The sequence below is a fragment of the Xanthobacter tagetidis genome, from assembly GCF_003667445.1.
GTDB classification, from domain to species: domain Bacteria; phylum Pseudomonadota; class Alphaproteobacteria; order Rhizobiales; family Xanthobacteraceae; genus Xanthobacter; species Xanthobacter tagetidis.
Map to the genome: position 1 here is coordinate 198,165 of NZ_RCTF01000009.1, position 15,199 is coordinate 213,363.

Consider the following 15,199-nt stretch of genomic DNA (forward strand, 5'->3'; position numbering starts at 1 on the left):
CAGATGATTTCGCCAGGTGAATTCGGATGGGGCGGACCCGTCCGGCCCGTGACGCCGGCGCCTCGCCAAACGAAGCGCGCTCGCGCCAGTGGGCGCCTGCGCCGTTGCGGAGCCTTTGCTCAGCGTTCCGCGATGCCCCCTTCATGCTGCTCCCCTTCCATGGGAAAGGGCGGGCCTGAGGTTCACGCGGAGAGAGAGAAAGCTGTGCCGCGCAGGCCGGCCGGCGCTTGACGAAACGGCGGCGAAAGCCGGCCTCAGGCGTCAATCCTCGTCGGCGCCATCCGGCGATGTGCCATTGATGCGGTGCTTGAGGATGCTCGACGGCTTGAACACCATGACCCGGCGCGGCTCGATCGGCACTTCCTCGCCGGTCTTGGGATTGCGGCCGATCCGCTCGCCCTTGTCGCGCACCACGAAGGAGCCGAACGAGGACAGCTTCACGGTCTCGCCGCGAACCAGGCAATCCGCGATCTCCCGCAGCACCAGTTCCACCAGCCCTGCAGATTCAGTCCGGGAGAGGCCAACCTGCTGGTAGACCGCCTCACATAAATCTGCGCGCGTTACTGTCCGTCCAGCCATATGTCTCCCCGACCCAAAAGAGAGCACCGTCCACTTTCGGCGGCACCACGCCAAAAGTTCGACCTCTCTTCCCCATGTGTAGCAGGTCCGATACACCCCTGTGACGGAAAGTCAGCGGCACGACCTTGGCCGAGGTCAAAACTCGGAAAGAAGCGTCGTCACGCAAACTAGCCGCCAGAGGCGAGAAAGGTCAACGCCAATAAGGCGTCGTTTACCAACGCACCAGCGCCGAACCCCAGGTGAACCCGCCGCCCATCGCTTCGAGCAGGACCAGATCGCCCGGCTTCACCCGCCCGTCCCGGACCGCTAGGTCCAGCGCGAGGGGGATCGACGCCGCGGAGGTATTACCATGAAGCGCAACGGTGGTGACAACCTTTTCGGGCGCAATGCCCAGCTTCTGCGCGCTGGCGTCGATGATGCGCCGGTTGGCCTGGTGCGGCACGAACCAGTCGATGCTCTCCGCGCTCTCACCGGTGGCGGCGAAGGCGTCGACGATCACGTCGGTGATCATGCCGACCGCATGCTTGAAGACCTCCCGGCCCTCCATGCGCAGATGGCCCACCGTGCCGGTGCTGGACGGGCCCCCGTCCACATAGAGCTTGGTGCGGTGGCGCCCGTCCGTGCGCAAATGGGTGGTGAGCACGCCCCTGCCCTTCGCGGCGTCCGTCTCCACCGCCTCCAGCACCACCGCCCCGGCGCCGTCGCCGAACAGCACGCAGGTGCCGCGGTCCTCCCAGTCGAGGATGCGCGAGAAGGTCTCGGCGCCGATCACCAGCGCCCGCTGGAACGCGCCGGTCTTCAGGTAGGCGTCGGCGGTGGCGAGCGCGAACACGAAGCCGGAGCAGACCGCCTGCACGTCGAACGCGGCGCCGCGGGTGATGCCCAGCTCCGCCTGGATGGTCGCGGACGTGGCCGGGAAGGTCTGGTCCGGGGTCGAGGTGGCGAGCACGATCAGGTCGATGTCGGCCGCCGCAAGCCCGGCCGCCGCGAGCGCGCGCTCGGCCGCCTTGAGGCCGAGGTGCGAGGTGAACTCGCCCGGCGCGGCCACATGCCGCTGGCGGATGCCGGTGCGCTGGACGATCCACTCGTCGGACGTGTCGATGCGGGCGGCGAGGTCCGCGTTGGTCACCACGTTTGCTGGGAGATAGGACCCGATGCCCCGGGCCACGGACCTGATGCCGCTCACGATTGTCCTTCCGCCTCGGCAGGTTCGCTCGCCTCGCCCGGCGCGGCCGGCGGGAGGCGGTTGACGAGGTTGTTCTCGATGCGCGCCAGAAGCTCGTGGCGCACGAGGTCATAGGCGAGGTCCACGGCGGAGGCGAAGCCCTGCGCATCCGCGCCGCCGTGGCTCTTGATGACGAGGCCGTTGAGGCCGAGGAAAACGCCGCCGTTCGCGCGGCCGGGGTCCATCTTCTCGCGCAGCACCTGGAAGGCGTCGCGCGCCAGGAGATAGCCCAGCTTCGACCGGAGCGTGCGGCCCATGGCGGCGCGCAGATAGCCGGCGAGCTGCTTGGCGGTGCCCTCGGCGGTCTTGAGCGCGATGTTGCCGGCGAACCCCTCGGTGACCACCACGTCGACCGTGCCGGCGCCGATGTCGTTGCCCTCGACGAAGCCGTGATAGTTCACTGGCAGGTTCTCGTCCCTGAGGATGCGGCCGGCCTCGCGCACTTCCTCGACGCCCTTGATCTCCTCGACGCCGATATTGAGCAGGCCCACCGTCGGGCGCTCCAGGTCGAACAGGACGCGCGCCATGGCCGAGCCCATGAGCGCCATCTCCACCAGGCTCTTGGCGGTGGCGCCGATGGAGGCGCCGACGTCCAGCACCACGCTCTCGCCGCGCAGCGTCGGCCACAGCGCCGCGATGGCGGGGCGCGAGATGCCGGGCATGGTGCGCAGGTTGAAATTGGCCATGGCCATCAGCGCGCCGGTATTGCCGGCGGAGACGGCGGCGTCCGCCTCCCTGTGCTTCACGGCATCGATGGCGCGCCACATGGAGGATTTGTAGCGGCCGCGCCGGAGCGCGATGCTGGGCTTGTCCTCCATGCCCACCACCACGTCGGTGTGGACGATGCGCGCGGCCGCAGCGAGCTTCGGATGCGCCTTGAGCACCTCCGCGATGCGCGTCTCGTCGCCATAGAGGATGAAGGCCGCGTCCGGATGCCGCCCGAGCGCGATCTCCGCGCCGGCGAGCACGGTTTCGGGACCGTGGTCGCCACCCATGGCGTCGATGGCGATGCGGACTTGGCTCATCTGTGCAGCGCTTCCGCCAGGCTCTGGCCTCGGGGAGATGGGAACCGGCGCGGGGGCGCTCCGGGGCGAAACCGACACGCGCTCACCGCGCGTCCTTCCCGCGAGACGGGAGCGGGCGAAGCGCCGCGCCGCCGGCGGGCGGAATCGGCGAACGCGCCTCGGCCGGCGTTCGGGCGGGCGGACAATAGCGGCTTGATGCCTCTTCGCAACACCCCGCGCGCGTCACGAGCGATCCTTGAGCCGGGCAAGGGCGGAAAACGGCGAGGCGGCGCCCGCCGGCTCGGCCGGCGGCTCGAACACGACGCCGGGCTTGCGCGGATAGGGATCCATCCCCAGCGCAAGGAATTCCGCCGCCAGCGCGCCCACGTCGATGGCGCCGCCGACGATCTCGTCCGGCGGGTCGAACTCCTCGCCTTCCTCCGGCTCCGGCACCGGGGTTCCGGCGGGCACGAAGTGCACGTCGACCTCCTCGGCGAGCGGCGCGTCGAACGGCTCCAGCGTCACGCCGCAGGCCTGGGTGACGCTCGCCTCGACCCGGCCGGTGACATGGACGCCGCTCGCCTTCTCGGGGGCGAGGTGGAGCACCGCCCTGAACGCCGGCAGCGCCAGCGCGCCCACATGCCGGGCAAGCGCGGCGCGCTCGGCCTCGCCGGGCTCCAGGGTGAGGTCGATCCCGGAGGGCGGCATCTCGACCACGGGGACGAGGCGGGAGATCGGCCCGGGGGCAGAAGGGGTGTCGGTCATGTCTGGTCCTCCGCCGCATCGGGCGCCGGCAGGGCGATCTCGCCCCGCGCCAGGGTCTCCCAAGGCGTGCGTTCGAGCGTGAGCGCGGCGCGGCGCGCATAATGGGCGAGCGCGCGGGGCGCGCCGGCCCGGGGCTCCGCCGCGTCATCCAGGATATTGCGGGCGAGCGCGGCCGCAAGGGCGGCGTCGTCCGGATCCCGCAGCGCCCCATCATACGCGGCGGCGCGGCCGTAGAAGGCGGCGCCGACCTTCTTCATGCGCTTCGGCACGGTGAGGTCGCCGACGCCCATCTCGCGCATGGCGGCGTCCATGTCGGCGAGGAAGGCGTCGAACACGTCCTGCGACATGGCGCGCTCCGCCTCCCCGCCACCCTTGAGCCGGCGGCAGACAAGCACGGTGTGCAGCACGAGCATCTCGAACCGCCCCTCGGGCGTGTCGGGCACGCCGAGGACGGCATAGAAGTGGGGATGCCGCGACTGCGCCACGATCCCGCCGTAGAGGCGCTCGATGGTTCGCCGCGATGCGGCGGGGCGGAACAGGTTGAACATTGCTCTTAAGGGTCGGTCAGGATTAGTGGTGTACGCACCTCTGGCCGAGCGGCGTAGCGCGGTCATAAGGCACGCGCAAGGCCGCCGGGCCTCGGCCCGTTCCGAAGACGTGGAGGATGGAAGGGCATGCGCGTGGGCTCTCAGGTGAAGGCGGCGACGGCAGATTGGCGAAACGGCGGTGCGCTCAGGGCGCGGCGCTGGACCTTCGGCACGGCGCTGATGCTGGGGCTCGCGGTGCTCTCCGGATGCGGCAATACCGGCGCCGGCACCTCCGTTTCGGGCATCACCCGCACCTACCAGCGCGGCTATGTGCTGGCCGAGGGCGCGCTGGACCAGATTCCGGTGGGATCGAGCCAGGAGCAGGTTCTGCTCGTGCTGGGCACGCCCTCGACCGTCGCCACGGTGAACGGCGAGGTGTTCTACTACATCTCCCAGACCACCCAGAAGGTGGCGTTCCTGAAGCCCGAGGTGATCGAGCAGAAGGTGCTCGCGGTCTATTTCGACAAGAACCGGCGCGTCACCCGCATCGCCCAGTACGGCCTCAAGGACGGCAAGGTGTTCGACTTCGTGTCGCAGACCACGCCCACCAGCGGCGAGGAACTGAGCCTGATCCGCCAGCTGATCGGGCTGGTGAGCTTCTGAACCGCGACGGGGCGGCGTGGCCGCCCCGCTCTCCCCCCGAGGGGGTCAAAACGCTCCGGATGCCGCCGCCCTCACAGGGCGGCGCGCGCGATCGCCAGGAAATCCGCCGCCTTCAGGCTCGCGCCACCCACCAGGGCGCCGTCCACGTCGGCGGTGGCGAGCAGCGCGGCGGCGTTGTCCGGCTTCACCGAGCCGCCATAGAGGATGCGCATGCCCTCCCCCTCGGCGCCGAATCGCTCGGTCAGCACCCGGCGGATGGTGCCGTGGATCTCCGCCACGTCGGCCGTGGTCGGGGTGCGGCCGGTGCCGATGGCCCAGATCGGCTCGTAGGCGACCACCAGCGTCGCAGCGCTCGCCCCGTCGGGAATCGACTGGCGCACCTGGCGCGTCACCACCGCCGCCGCCTCGCCCGCCTCGCGCTCCTCAAGGCTCTCGCCGACGCAGACCACCGCGAGGAGACCGGCGCGCCAGGCCGCCTTGGCCTTGGCCTTCACCACCGCATCGCCCTCGCCGTGATCGCCGCGGCGCTCGGAATGGCCGACGATGACCGCGCTCGCGCCCGCATCCTTCAGCATCTCGGCGGAGATGTCGCCGGTATGCGCGCCGGAGCCGAGCGGATGGCAGTCCTGTCCGCCCAGCATCACCGGCGTGCCGGAAACCGTGTCCGCGAAAGCAGCCAGCAGCGTCGCCGGCGGGCAGACCAGGAGGTCGAGCCGCGCGCGCAGCGCCGCGTCATAGGCCCCGGCGATCGCCGCCAGCTCGCCGGCGGAGGCCTTCAGCCCGTTCATCTTCCAGTTGCCGGCGATCAAGGGGCGGCGGGATGCGGGCATGAACGTCCTCCGTGATTTTGCTCTCCCGCCACGTAGCAGAGCGGCGCGCGGCGCGCCAAGCGCCCTTTTGCCCCTGATCGGGCAGCGCTTTCGCGCGGAAAGGCCGCGCCTTCCGGCCGCGGGGCGCCCGCAAACGACGGCCCGGCGGCGCCGTTGCGGGCACGGAACCCCATCCCTATGATGCGCGCCCTTGGGCGCCGCCCCCCGGCGCGTGACTTTCAAAGAACGGACGATGGCACTTCAGACTCTCCGCAAGGGCGCTTCCGGCTGGATCGCCAAGATCTTTCTCGTGGTGCTCATGCTCTCCTTCGCGGTCTGGGGCATCGCCGACGTGTTCCGCGGCTTCGGCGCGAGCACGGTCGCGAGCGTCGGCGGCACCGACATCTCGGCCAACGACTTCCGCGCACGCTATCTGGAGCAGGTGCAGCAGATCGGCCGGCAGACCGGGCGTGGGCTCTCGCCCGAGCAGGCCCGCGCCATCGGCCTCGACCGCCAGGTGCTGAACCAGATGATCGCCGATGCCACGCTGGAGGCGGAGGCCAAGCGGCTCGGCCTCGCGGTGAGCGACCAGCAGCTCGCCGAGGCGGTGGCCGCCAACCCGGCCTATCGCCGGCCCGGCGCAAGCGCGTTCGATCCCGCCTATTTCGCCCAGCTCCTGCGCTCCAACAGCCTCACCGAGGGGCGCTTCATGCATATGGAGCGCGCGCGCATGCTGCGCGACCAGATGATCCAGTCGCTCGGCACCGGCCTCGCCGTGCCCTCCGTGCTGGTGGATGCGGTGCACCGCTATGAGAGCGAGGCGCGCGACGCCGCCTACATCCTCGTCACCGCCGAGGCGGTCGGCACCCTGCCCGCCCCCACCGAGGACGAGCTGCGCGCCTTCTTCGAGGCCCACAAGGTCACGTTCCGCGCGCCCGAATACCGCAAGGTCTCGATCCTGGCGCTGACCCCGGACGCCCTCGCCGCCCAGATCAAGGTGGGCGAGGAGGAGGCCCGCGCGGTCTATGATCGCGAGCAGACGCGCTTCGGCACGCCGGAGCGGCGCGAGCTGCGGCAGATCGTCTTCTCCAAGGCCGAGGACGCCGCGGCCGCCTCCGACAAGATCAAGGCCGGATCGAGCTTCTCGGACATCGCCGCCGAGCGAGGCCTGAAGCCGTCCGATACCGACCTCGGCCTCGTCACCAAGGCCGCGATCCTCGATCCCAGGATCGCCGAGGTGGCGTTCCTGATCGAACCGGGCGGCACGAGCGCCCCGATCGAGGGGCGGTTCGGCTTCGCCCTCGTCAACGTGACGCGCGCCGAGCCGGCGAGCCGCAAGCCGTTCGAAGAGGTGAAGGCCGAGATCGAGAAGGACCTCGCGCTCGCCAAGGCGCGGCGCGAGCTGCTCGACCAGCACGACGCGGTCGAGGATGAGCGCGCCTCCGGCTCGACGCTCGGCGAGATCGCCAAGAAGCTCTCCCTCAAGCTCGACGTGATCGATGCGGTGGACCGCTCGGGCCGCGATCCCGCGGGCCAGGTGGTCGAGATGCCGGCCCGCCCCGAGGTGATCGCCGGCGCGTTCGCCACCCAGCCGGGGGTCGAGACCGACACCATCCAGCTGCCGGGCAGCGGCGGCTTCGTCTGGTACCAGACCGACGCCATCATCCCCGCCCGCGAGCGCACCTTCGACGAGGCGCGCGCCGCTGTGGAGGCGCGCTTCAAGGAGGAGGCGGTCGCCAAGGCGGTGGAGGCGAAGGCCACCGCCCTGCTCGACCAGGCCAAGGCCGGCGCCGCGCTCGCCCAGGTGGCCGGCGGCGCCGATTTGCCGCTGAAGGTGGCCGAGGGGCTCCAGCGCGGCCGCGCCGCGCCGCCGTTCTCGGTCGAGGCCATCGCCGACGTGTTCGGCGCCAAGGAGGGCAGCGTCGGCATGGCGGCTGCGGCCGAAGCGCCCGACCGCATCGTGTTCCAGGTGTCGAAGATCACCGTTCCGCCCGAGGGGCCGCAGGACCAGCAGATCGCCGCCCAGATATCGACCCAGATGGAGAACGACCTCCTGGTGCAGTATCTCGGCGCGCTGCAGCAGCAGCTCGGCGTCACGGTCAACCAGCGCGTGCTGTCCCAGTCGGTGGGCGCAGGGGCGGGAATCTGAGGCCCGCCATGAACGCCCCCACCGACTTCGAGCTGTTCGCGCGCCGCTACCAGAAGGGCGAGGCGCAGGTGGTGTCGACCACCCTGGTGGCGGACCTTGAGACGCCCGTCTCCGCCTTCCTGAAGATCGCCGGCGACCAGCCCAACGCCTTCCTGCTGGAATCCGTCGAGGGCGGGGAGACGCGCGGGCGCTATTCCATGATCGGGCTGAAGCCCGATCTCATCTTCCGCGCCTCGGGCGACACCGCGCAGATCAACCGCACGCCCGACGCCGACACGGCCGCCTTCGTGCCGTGCCCCGGCAAGCCGCTGGAGGCGCTGCGCGCGCTGATCGCCGAGAGCGCCATCGACCTGCCGGAGGGCGCCCCGCCCATGGCGGCCGGGGTGTTCGGCTATCTCGGCTACGACATGGTGCGGCAGATGGAGACGCTGGCGCCCGCCAAGCCCGATCCCATCGGCGTGCCCGAGGCGCTGCTGATCCGCCCGACCATCATGATCGTGTTCGACGCGGTGAAGGACGAGCTCACCGCCGTCACCCCGGTGCGCCCGGCGCCCGGCGTGAGCCCTCAGGCGGCCTATGAGGCGGCGCTCGACCGGCTGGAGCAGGTGGTCCAGGGCCTGGAGCGCGCCATCGCCCACCCCGTGCCCGACCCGTTCCACGGTGAAGTGGCCGCCACCTCCAACACGTCGGAGGCGGAATTCTGCGCCATGGTGGAGCAGGCGAAGGACTATATCCGCGCCGGCGATATCTTCCAGGTGGTGCTCTCCCAGCGCTTCGAGAGCCCGTTCGCGCTGCCGCCGTTCGCGCTCTACCGGGCGCTGCGGCGGGTCAACCCGGCGCCGTTCCTCGTCTACCTCAACTTCGAGGGCTTCTCGGTGGTGTGCTCATCCCCCGAGATCCTGGTGCGGCTGCGCGGCGGGGTGGTCACCATCCGCCCGATCGCCGGCACCCGCCGGCGCGGCGCCACCCACGCCGAGGACGAGGCGCTCGCCACCGAGCTTCTCGCCGACGCCAAGGAGCGCGCCGAGCACCTGATGCTGCTGGACCTCGGCCGCAACGACGTGGGCCGGGTGGCTGAGACCGGCACGGTCAAGGTCACCGACAGCTTCTTCATCGAGCGCTACAGCCAGGTGATGCACATCGTGTCCAACGTCGAGGGGCGCATGGACACCCGCCTCGACGTGATCGACGCGCTCGCCGCCGGCTTCCCGGCCGGCACCGTCTCCGGCGCGCCCAAGGTGCGCGCCATGGAGATCATCGACGAACTGGAGAAGGACAAGCGCGGCATCTATGCCGGCGCCATCGGCTATTTCGGCGCCAATGGCGAGATGGACACCTGCATCGTGCTGCGCACCGCCATCGTCAAGGACGGGCGGATGTACGTCCAGGCCGGCGCCGGCATCGTCTATGACAGCGTGCCGGCGAGCGAGCAGCAGGAGTGCGTGAACAAGGCCAAGGCCCTGTTCCGCGCCGGCGAGGAGGCGGTCCGCTTCGCCGCCCGCGCCAAAAGGGGGCAGTGAGGGATGGAGACGATGCGCCGCGAGCGATGGTGACAGCCTGCGCCGTGCTGTTGACCTTGCGCCTGCCCTGCCCTTACCTCCCCCGCTGGCTCCTTGGAAAAACGGGCCGCACGGGGCCCGGAGCATCCCATGACCACCGTCACGCTGATCGATAATTACGACAGCTTCACCTACAACCTCGTGCACTATCTCGGCGAGCTCGGTGCCAGCGTCACCGTCCACCGCAACGACAAGGTCACGGTGGAGGAAGTGCTGGCCGAGAAGCCGGACGCCATCGTCCTCTCGCCCGGCCCGTGCACCCCCAACGAGGCGGGCATCTGCCTCGATCTGATCGCCAAGGCGGGCGACAAGGTGCCGATCTTCGGCGTGTGCCTCGGCCATCAGGCCATCGGCCAGGTGTTCGGCGGCGACGTGGTGCGCGCGCCCTCGCCCATGCACGGCAAGATGAGCGAGATCCGCCACGAGGGGAAAAGCGTGTTCCGCGGCCTCAACCGCGCCTTCCAGGCGACGCGCTACCATTCGCTGATCGTCGAGCGCGAGAGCCTGCCGCAGGACCTGGAGGTGACGGCCGAGACCGCGGACGGCCTCATCATGGGCCTCGCCCACAAGAGCCTGCCGATCCACGGCGTTCAGTTCCACCCCGAGAGCATCGCCTCGGAGAACGGGCACGCGCTGATCAAGAACTTCCTCGACCTCGCCGCCGACTTCAATGCGCGCAGGGCAAAGGACTGACGAATGAAAGCCCTCTCCCGCGTGCGGGGGAGGGTTGGGAGGGGGAACCGCGGCCCGCGCACCGGCTCCGCGACGGCGCGCCAAGCCTGCCCCCTCCCCGGCCCTCCCCCGCACGCGGGAGAGGGCGCAGTCCCACGCCCGGCACGAGAGACACGCTGAAGGACCCGCCATGGACCAGTTCAAACCCCTCCTCGGCAAGGTGGCGACCGGCGCGAGCCTGACGCGCGAGGAGGCGTCCTACGTGTTCGACCGGATGATGTCGGGCGAGGCGACGCCGTCGCAGATCGGCGCCCTGCTCATGGGCCTGCGGGTGCGCGGCGAGACCGTGGACGAGATCACCGGCGCGGTCGCGGTGATGCGCGCCAAGATGCTGCCCGTGACGGCGCCGGAAGGCGCGGTGGACGTGGTGGGCACCGGCGGCGACGCCTCCGGCTCGTTCAACATCTCCACCTGCGCCTCCTTCATCGTCGCCGGCGCCGGCGTGCCGGTGGCCAAGCACGGCAACCGGGCCCTGTCCTCGAAGTCGGGGGCGGCGGACGTGCTCACCGCGCTCGGCGTGCGCATCGACCTCGACCCCGCCGGCATCGCCCGCTGCATCGCGGAGGCCGGCATCGGCTTCATGTTCGCGCCCTCGCACCACCCGGCGATGAAGCATGTGGGGCCCGCGCGGGTGGAGATGGGCACCCGCACCATCTTCAACCTGCTCGGCCCGCTCTCGAACCCAGCCGGCGTCAGGCGCCAGATGGTGGGCGTGTTCGCGAAATCCTGGATCGTCCCGCTCGCCGAGGTGCTCAAGGAGCTGGGCTCGGAGCGCGCCTTCGTGGTGCACGGCTCGGACGGGCTCGACGAGATCACCATCTCCGGCACCACCGACGTGGCGGCGCTGGAGGACGGGCGCATCCGCACCTTCGAGATCGCGCCCGAGGACGTGGGCCTGGCCCGTGCCCCCGCCGAGGCGCTGAAGGGGGGCGACGCCGCGCACAATGCCGAGGCGCTGGGCGCCGTGCTCGACGGCGCCCCCGGCGCCTATCGCGACGTCGCGCTGTTCAACGCGGCCGCCGCGCTGTTCGTGGCCGGCCGCGCCAAGGATCTGAAGGAGGGTGTCGCCCTTGCCGGCGCCAGCCTCGATACCGGCGCCGCGCGCGACCGGCTCCTGAAACTGGTGGCGGTTTCCGCCGCCCTCGCCCCGGAGGGCGGCCGATGAGCGACATCCTCACCCGCATCGAGGCCTACAAGCGCGAGGAGATCGCCTGCGCCAAGCGCTGCCGGCCGCTCGCCGCGCTGGAAGCCGCGGTGCAGGGCGCATCCCATGTGCGCCCGTTCGCCGGCGCCATCGCCGCGACGCTGGCGGAAGGGCGCACCGCGCTGATCGCCGAGATCAAGAAGGCGAGCCCCTCCAAGGGCCTGATCCGCGCCGACTTCGACCCGCCCGCGCTCGCCCGCGCCTACCAGCTCGGCGGCGCCACCTGCCTCTCGGTGCTCACCGACACCCCCTCCTTCCAGGGCGCGCCGGACTACCTGAAGGAGGCGCGCGCCGCCACCCGCCTGCCGGCGCTGCGCAAGGACTTCATGTACGACACCTACCAGGTGGTGGAGGCGCGCGCCTGGGGGGCGGACTGCATTCTCATCATCATGGCGGCGGTGGACGACGCGCTGGCGCTCGACCTCGCCCAGGCGGCGACCGCGCTCGGCATGGATTCGATCCTCGAAGTGCACGACGACGCGGAGCTGGATCGGGCGCTGAAGCTGCCCTCCAAGCTCGTCGGCATCAACAACCGCAATCTGCGCACCTTCGAGACCGACCTCGCCACCAGCGAGCGCCTCGCGCCGCGCGTGCCGAAGGACCGCATCGTCATCGGCGAGAGCGGCATCTTCACCCCCGCCGACGTGGCGCGCCTCGCCGCGGTCGGCATCGGCACCATCCTGGTGGGCGAGAGCCTGATGCGGCAGGAGGACGTCGCATCGGCGACGTCGTTCCTGCTGAACGCGTGATCGCGGCCGGCTCCGCCGTCCTGTCCCTGCGGCACGCCAGCGCCTAGACTGGGCGCGCCCTGCCGGGTTCGAACCGCAACGACCGCCTTTGACTGACGGCTGCCCCATGACCGCACCCACGCATCCGACCTTGACCCATCTCGACGCCCAGGGCGCCGCGCGCATGGTGGACGTCTCCGACAAGGCCGTGACCGACCGCGAGGCGGTGGCCGAGGGCCGCGTCGCCATGGCGCGCGAGACGCTGGAGCTGATCCTCTCCGGCAATGCCAAGAAGGGCGACGTGCTCGGCGCCGCGCGGCTCGCCGGCATCATGGCCGCCAAGCGCACCCACGAGCTGATCCCGCTCTGCCACCCTTTGATGCTCACCAAGGTGGAGGTGGAGCTTGCGCCCGAGCCCGATCTGCCGGGCCTCGCCATCACCGCCCGCGTGAAGACCTCCGGCCAGACCGGCGTGGAGATGGAGGCGCTCACCGCCGTCTCGGTGGCGGCGCTGACGGTCTACGACATGGCCAAGGCGGTGGACCGCGCCATGCGCATCGAAGGCGTGCGGCTGGTGGAGAAATCCGGCGGGCGCAGCGGCCATTTCCGCGCCGACCCGCTCTGACCCGCGAGGACACTCCATGGCACTCATGAGCGTTGCCGAGGCTCTCGCCCGCGTCGCCGGCCCGGTCCAGCCGCTGGCCGAGGAGTGGGTGCCGGTGGCCGAGGCGGCGGGCCGGGTGCTCGCCCGCGACCTGATCGCCAACCGCTCCCAGCCGCCGGCCGACATGTCCGCCATGGACGGCTATGCGGTGCGCGCCGCCGACATCGCCGCGACCCCGGCGCAGCTCGCGGTGATCGGCGAATCCGCCGCCGGCCGGCCGTTCGCAGGCGCGGTGGGGCCGGGCGAATGCGTGCGCATCTTCACCGGCGCGGTCCTGCCGGAGGGGACGGACACGGTGGTGATCCAGGAGAACACCACCCGCGACGGCGGCCTCATGGCCACCACGGCGCCGACCGCGGCGCTGCGCAACGTGCGCAAGGCCGGCTGCGACTTCGCGACCGGCGCGCCTGGCCTTATGGCGGGCCACCGCATCACCGCGCGCGACATGATGCTGGCCGCCGCCATGGACCATGCCGAAATCCCGGTGGCGCGCCGCCCGCGCGTCGCGCTGGTGCAGACCGGCGACGAACTGGTGATGCCGGGCCGCGGCTCCGGCGCCGACAGCGAGATCGTCGTCTCCAACGCCTTCGGCCTTGCCGCCATCGCCCGCGCGGCGGGCGCGCAGGTGATGGACCTCGGCGTGGTGCGCGACGACCTTTCCGCCATCCGCGCCGCCATCCGCGAGGCCATGGAGGCGGGCGCCGACGTGCTCGTCTCCTCCGGCGGCGCCTCGGTGGGCGACCACGACCTGATGGCGCCGGCCCTGAAGGCGGAGCAGGTGGAACTGGAGGTGCACAAGATCGCACTGCGCCCCGGCAAGCCGCTGATGTTCGGCCGGCGCGGCGCGGTGCGGGTCCTCGGCCTGCCGGGCAATCCGGTGTCCTCGCACGTCTGCGGGCTCCTGTTCCTGGTGCCGCTGATCCGCGCCCTCCAGGGCGACACGGCGCCGGCCTATCGCACGCTGCCGGCGCGCCTCGGCTGCGACATGCCGGCCAATGACTGGCGCATGGACTTCATGCGCGCGACGCTCGAAGACGACGGCGCCGGCGGCCTCGTTGCGACCCCCCTGCCGGTGCAGGACAGCTCGCTGCTCTCCGTGCTCGCGGCGGCGGACGCCCTGCTGATCCGCGAGGCCGACGCCCCCGCCGCCGCGGCTGGGGCGCCCTGCCGGGTGATCCCGTTCGCCGATTGAGCGCCAGAGGCGCGCGCGTTCACCGCAGGCGCAGGCCGATGCACGCGGGCGGCTTTACGGGATCTTCACCACTTGCGGAACACAAAAGGAACAGATAAGGGTTGTTCATGATTTGTTTCTCCGCCCGGTTGCGGCGGCGGGGACGGGTCGGACGAAGGTGCATGCCTGACCGGCATGCCCCGCGGCCGGCGGTCAACGGGGGCGAGGAATGCTGACGCGCAAGCAATACGACCTGCTTCGGTTCATCCATGAGCGGCTCAAGGAAACCGGCGTCCCCCCCTCGTTCGACGAGATGAAGGAGGCGCTGGACCTGCGCTCCAAATCCGGCATCCACCGCCTCATCACTGCTCTGGAGGAGCGCGGCTTCATCCGCCGGCTGCCGAATCGAGCGCGTGCGCTGGAGGTGGTGCGGCTGCCGGACAGCGTGGCGCCGGGCCTTGCGGCCGCGCGCAGCGGCCGCGGCTTCTCTCCCGCGGTGATCGAGGGCAGCCTCGGCAAGGTCCGCCCCGTGGCCGAGGACGAGGACGGCGGCGGGCAGAGCGTCGCGGTGCCGGTCATGGGCCGGATCGCCGCCGGCACGCCGATCTCCGCCATCCAGTCGCGCAGCCACAACCTCAACATCCCCCCGGAGATGCTCGGCTCGGGCGAGCACTTCGCCCTGGAGGTGCGCGGCGACAGCATGATCGAGGCCGGCATCCTGGACGGCGACACGGTGCTCATCCGCCGCTGCGAGAGCGCTGACACCGGCGACATCGTCGTGGCCCTGGTGGACGACGAGGAAGCCACCCTGAAGCGCCTGCGCAAGAAGGGCGCCTCCATCGCTCTGGAGGCGGCCAATCCCGCCTACGAAACCCGCATCTTCGGCCCCGACCGCGTCCGCATCCAGGGCCGCCTCATCGGCCTGATGCGCCGCTACTGACGGGGCGCGGGGCTTTCTCGGGCGCTCGCGCGGGCCTTTCGCGGGCGCCGGCGCCGGATCCGCCTTGCGCGGAACGTGTTGCGCGGAACGTGTTGCGTGGAACGTGTTGCGCGCCGCCTTCTTCCGCCTTTCCCCACCATCTCCCCCGTCCCGCCGTCGCCCTCCGGCTTGACCGGAGGGCCCATTTTGCGGCCAGGCGCTGGGCAGGACGGCGGGCGTGGATGCTCCGATCAAGTCGGAGCATGACGGCGGTTTGGAGGGATGCGGTCGGGTGTGGCGGGAGACATTTTCGCAAGCCAGGCTGCCTTCGCCCCGTCCGTCTTGACCTCTTTCCCGCCATCTCCCCCGTCCCGCCGTCGCCCTCCGGCTTGTCTGTTTGAGATGTGTTGGAATGAGAGCGCCTGCGGAGCGCCCCTAACGCTCCGCAGGCGCGGGCGGGAGGCCGTTTACTCCGGCAGGCCGGGGGTCCGGCGAGGACCC

15 protein-coding genes are annotated in these 15,199 nt (G+C 71.0%); 9 read left to right on the plus strand and 6 right to left on the minus strand.

What is annotated here, in order from left to right; genetic code table 11:
• Positions 1 to 261: 261 nt before the first annotated feature.
• From D9R14_RS12925 to D9R14_RS12945, 5 genes are all read right to left on the minus strand, one after another.
• Entirely contained in the window at positions 262 to 579 is a 318-nt protein-coding gene (locus D9R14_RS12925; protein ID WP_121623739.1) for an integration host factor subunit alpha, read from the minus strand.
• Positions 580 to 790: 211 nt separating this feature from the next.
• Positions 791 to 1,765: a beta-ketoacyl-ACP synthase III gene (locus D9R14_RS12930; protein ID WP_121623740.1), complete on the minus strand. Its 975-nt coding sequence runs from the start codon at positions 1,763 to 1,765 to the stop codon at positions 791 to 793.
• Positions 1,762 to 2,829, minus strand: coding sequence for a phosphate acyltransferase PlsX (plsX, locus tag D9R14_RS12935; protein WP_121623741.1), 1,068 nt, complete (start codon positions 2,827 to 2,829; stop codon positions 1,762 to 1,764). The genes D9R14_RS12930 and plsX overlap by 4 nt, the downstream gene beginning before the upstream one ends.
• A 222-nt stretch (positions 2,830 to 3,051) precedes the next feature.
• The gene (locus D9R14_RS12940) at positions 3,052 to 3,573 is read right to left on the minus strand and encodes a YceD family protein (protein WP_121623742.1); all 522 of its coding nucleotides are present in this window, start codon (positions 3,571 to 3,573) and stop codon (positions 3,052 to 3,054) included.
• Positions 3,570 to 4,121: a ubiquinol-cytochrome C chaperone family protein gene (locus D9R14_RS12945; RefSeq protein WP_121623743.1), complete on the minus strand. Its 552-nt coding sequence runs from the start codon at positions 4,119 to 4,121 to the stop codon at positions 3,570 to 3,572. The genes D9R14_RS12940 and D9R14_RS12945 overlap by 4 nt, the downstream gene beginning before the upstream one ends.
• Before the next feature lie 126 nt (positions 4,122 to 4,247).
• Between D9R14_RS12945 and D9R14_RS12950 the strand changes: the two genes are divergently transcribed.
• On the plus strand, positions 4,248 to 4,763 hold the full coding sequence (locus D9R14_RS12950) for an outer membrane protein assembly factor BamE (protein ID WP_121623744.1): 516 nt from the start codon (positions 4,248 to 4,250) through the stop codon (positions 4,761 to 4,763).
• Positions 4,764 to 4,834: 71 nt separating this feature from the next.
• Here D9R14_RS12950 and tpiA read toward each other — a convergent pair whose 3' ends face one another.
• Positions 4,835 to 5,593, minus strand: a complete 759-nt coding sequence (gene tpiA, locus D9R14_RS12955; protein WP_121623745.1) for a triose-phosphate isomerase — start codon at positions 5,591 to 5,593, stop codon at positions 4,835 to 4,837.
• Positions 5,594 to 5,825: 232 nt separating this feature from the next.
• Between tpiA and D9R14_RS12960 the strand changes: the two genes are divergently transcribed.
• The 8 genes from D9R14_RS12960 to lexA all read left to right on the plus strand — a co-directional run bounded on the left by D9R14_RS12960 (position 5,826) and on the right by lexA (position 14,719).
• Positions 5,826 to 7,721, plus strand: coding sequence for a peptidylprolyl isomerase (locus D9R14_RS12960; protein ID WP_121623746.1), 1,896 nt, complete (start codon positions 5,826 to 5,828; stop codon positions 7,719 to 7,721).
• A gap of 8 nt (positions 7,722 to 7,729) precedes the next feature.
• Positions 7,730 to 9,241, plus strand: coding sequence for an anthranilate synthase component I (gene trpE / locus D9R14_RS12965; protein WP_121623747.1), 1,512 nt, complete (start codon positions 7,730 to 7,732; stop codon positions 9,239 to 9,241).
• A 129-nt stretch (positions 9,242 to 9,370) separates the two neighbouring features.
• A complete protein-coding gene (locus D9R14_RS12970; protein ID WP_121623748.1) occupies positions 9,371 to 9,973 on the plus strand; it encodes an anthranilate synthase component II in 603 nt (200 codons plus the stop codon).
• A 169-nt stretch (positions 9,974 to 10,142) separates the two neighbouring features.
• A complete protein-coding gene (gene trpD / locus D9R14_RS12975) occupies positions 10,143 to 11,177 on the plus strand; it encodes an anthranilate phosphoribosyltransferase (protein WP_121623749.1) in 1,035 nt (344 codons plus the stop codon).
• Entirely contained in the window at positions 11,174 to 11,965 is a 792-nt protein-coding gene (trpC, locus tag D9R14_RS12980; protein ID WP_121623750.1) for an indole-3-glycerol phosphate synthase TrpC, read from the plus strand. Before trpD ends, trpC begins: the two co-directional genes overlap by 4 nt.
• A gap of 106 nt (positions 11,966 to 12,071) precedes the next feature.
• Entirely contained in the window at positions 12,072 to 12,569 is a 498-nt protein-coding gene (gene moaC / locus D9R14_RS12985) for a cyclic pyranopterin monophosphate synthase MoaC (RefSeq protein ID WP_121623751.1), read from the plus strand.
• Between the two features lie 16 nt (positions 12,570 to 12,585).
• Positions 12,586 to 13,800, plus strand: a complete 1,215-nt coding sequence (locus D9R14_RS12990; protein ID WP_121623752.1) for a molybdopterin molybdotransferase MoeA — start codon at positions 12,586 to 12,588, stop codon at positions 13,798 to 13,800.
• Between the two features lie 208 nt (positions 13,801 to 14,008).
• On the plus strand, positions 14,009 to 14,719 hold the full coding sequence (gene lexA, locus D9R14_RS12995; RefSeq protein WP_121623753.1) for a transcriptional repressor LexA: 711 nt from the start codon (positions 14,009 to 14,011) through the stop codon (positions 14,717 to 14,719).
• The last annotated feature ends 480 nt before the right edge of the window (positions 14,720 to 15,199 follow it).

Excerpts from the sequence above, each read along its gene's own strand:
- D9R14_RS12925 (WP_121623739.1), bottom strand. The coding sequence starts at position 579 with ATGGCTGGACGGACAGTAACGCGCGCAGATTTATGTGAGGCGGTCTAC.
- plsX (WP_121623741.1), bottom strand. The coding sequence starts at position 2,829 with ATGAGCCAAGTCCGCATCGCCATCGACGCCATGGGTGGCGACCACGGT.
- D9R14_RS12940 (WP_121623742.1), bottom strand. The coding sequence starts at position 3,573 with ATGACCGACACCCCTTCTGCCCCCGGGCCGATCTCCCGCCTCGTCCCC.
- D9R14_RS12945 (WP_121623743.1), bottom strand. The coding sequence starts at position 4,121 with ATGTTCAACCTGTTCCGCCCCGCCGCATCGCGGCGAACCATCGAGCGC.
- D9R14_RS12950 (WP_121623744.1), top strand. The coding sequence starts at position 4,248 with ATGCGCGTGGGCTCTCAGGTGAAGGCGGCGACGGCAGATTGGCGAAAC.
- tpiA (WP_121623745.1), bottom strand. The coding sequence starts at position 5,593 with ATGCCCGCATCCCGCCGCCCCTTGATCGCCGGCAACTGGAAGATGAAC.
- D9R14_RS12960 (WP_121623746.1), top strand. The coding sequence starts at position 5,826 with ATGGCACTTCAGACTCTCCGCAAGGGCGCTTCCGGCTGGATCGCCAAG.
- trpE (WP_121623747.1), top strand. The coding sequence starts at position 7,730 with ATGAACGCCCCCACCGACTTCGAGCTGTTCGCGCGCCGCTACCAGAAG.
- D9R14_RS12970 (WP_121623748.1), top strand. The coding sequence starts at position 9,371 with ATGACCACCGTCACGCTGATCGATAATTACGACAGCTTCACCTACAAC.
- trpD (WP_121623749.1), top strand. The coding sequence starts at position 10,143 with ATGGACCAGTTCAAACCCCTCCTCGGCAAGGTGGCGACCGGCGCGAGC.
- trpC (WP_121623750.1), top strand. The coding sequence starts at position 11,174 with ATGAGCGACATCCTCACCCGCATCGAGGCCTACAAGCGCGAGGAGATC.
- moaC (WP_121623751.1), top strand. The coding sequence starts at position 12,072 with ATGACCGCACCCACGCATCCGACCTTGACCCATCTCGACGCCCAGGGC.
- D9R14_RS12990 (WP_121623752.1), top strand. The coding sequence starts at position 12,586 with ATGGCACTCATGAGCGTTGCCGAGGCTCTCGCCCGCGTCGCCGGCCCG.
- lexA (WP_121623753.1), top strand. The coding sequence starts at position 14,009 with ATGCTGACGCGCAAGCAATACGACCTGCTTCGGTTCATCCATGAGCGG.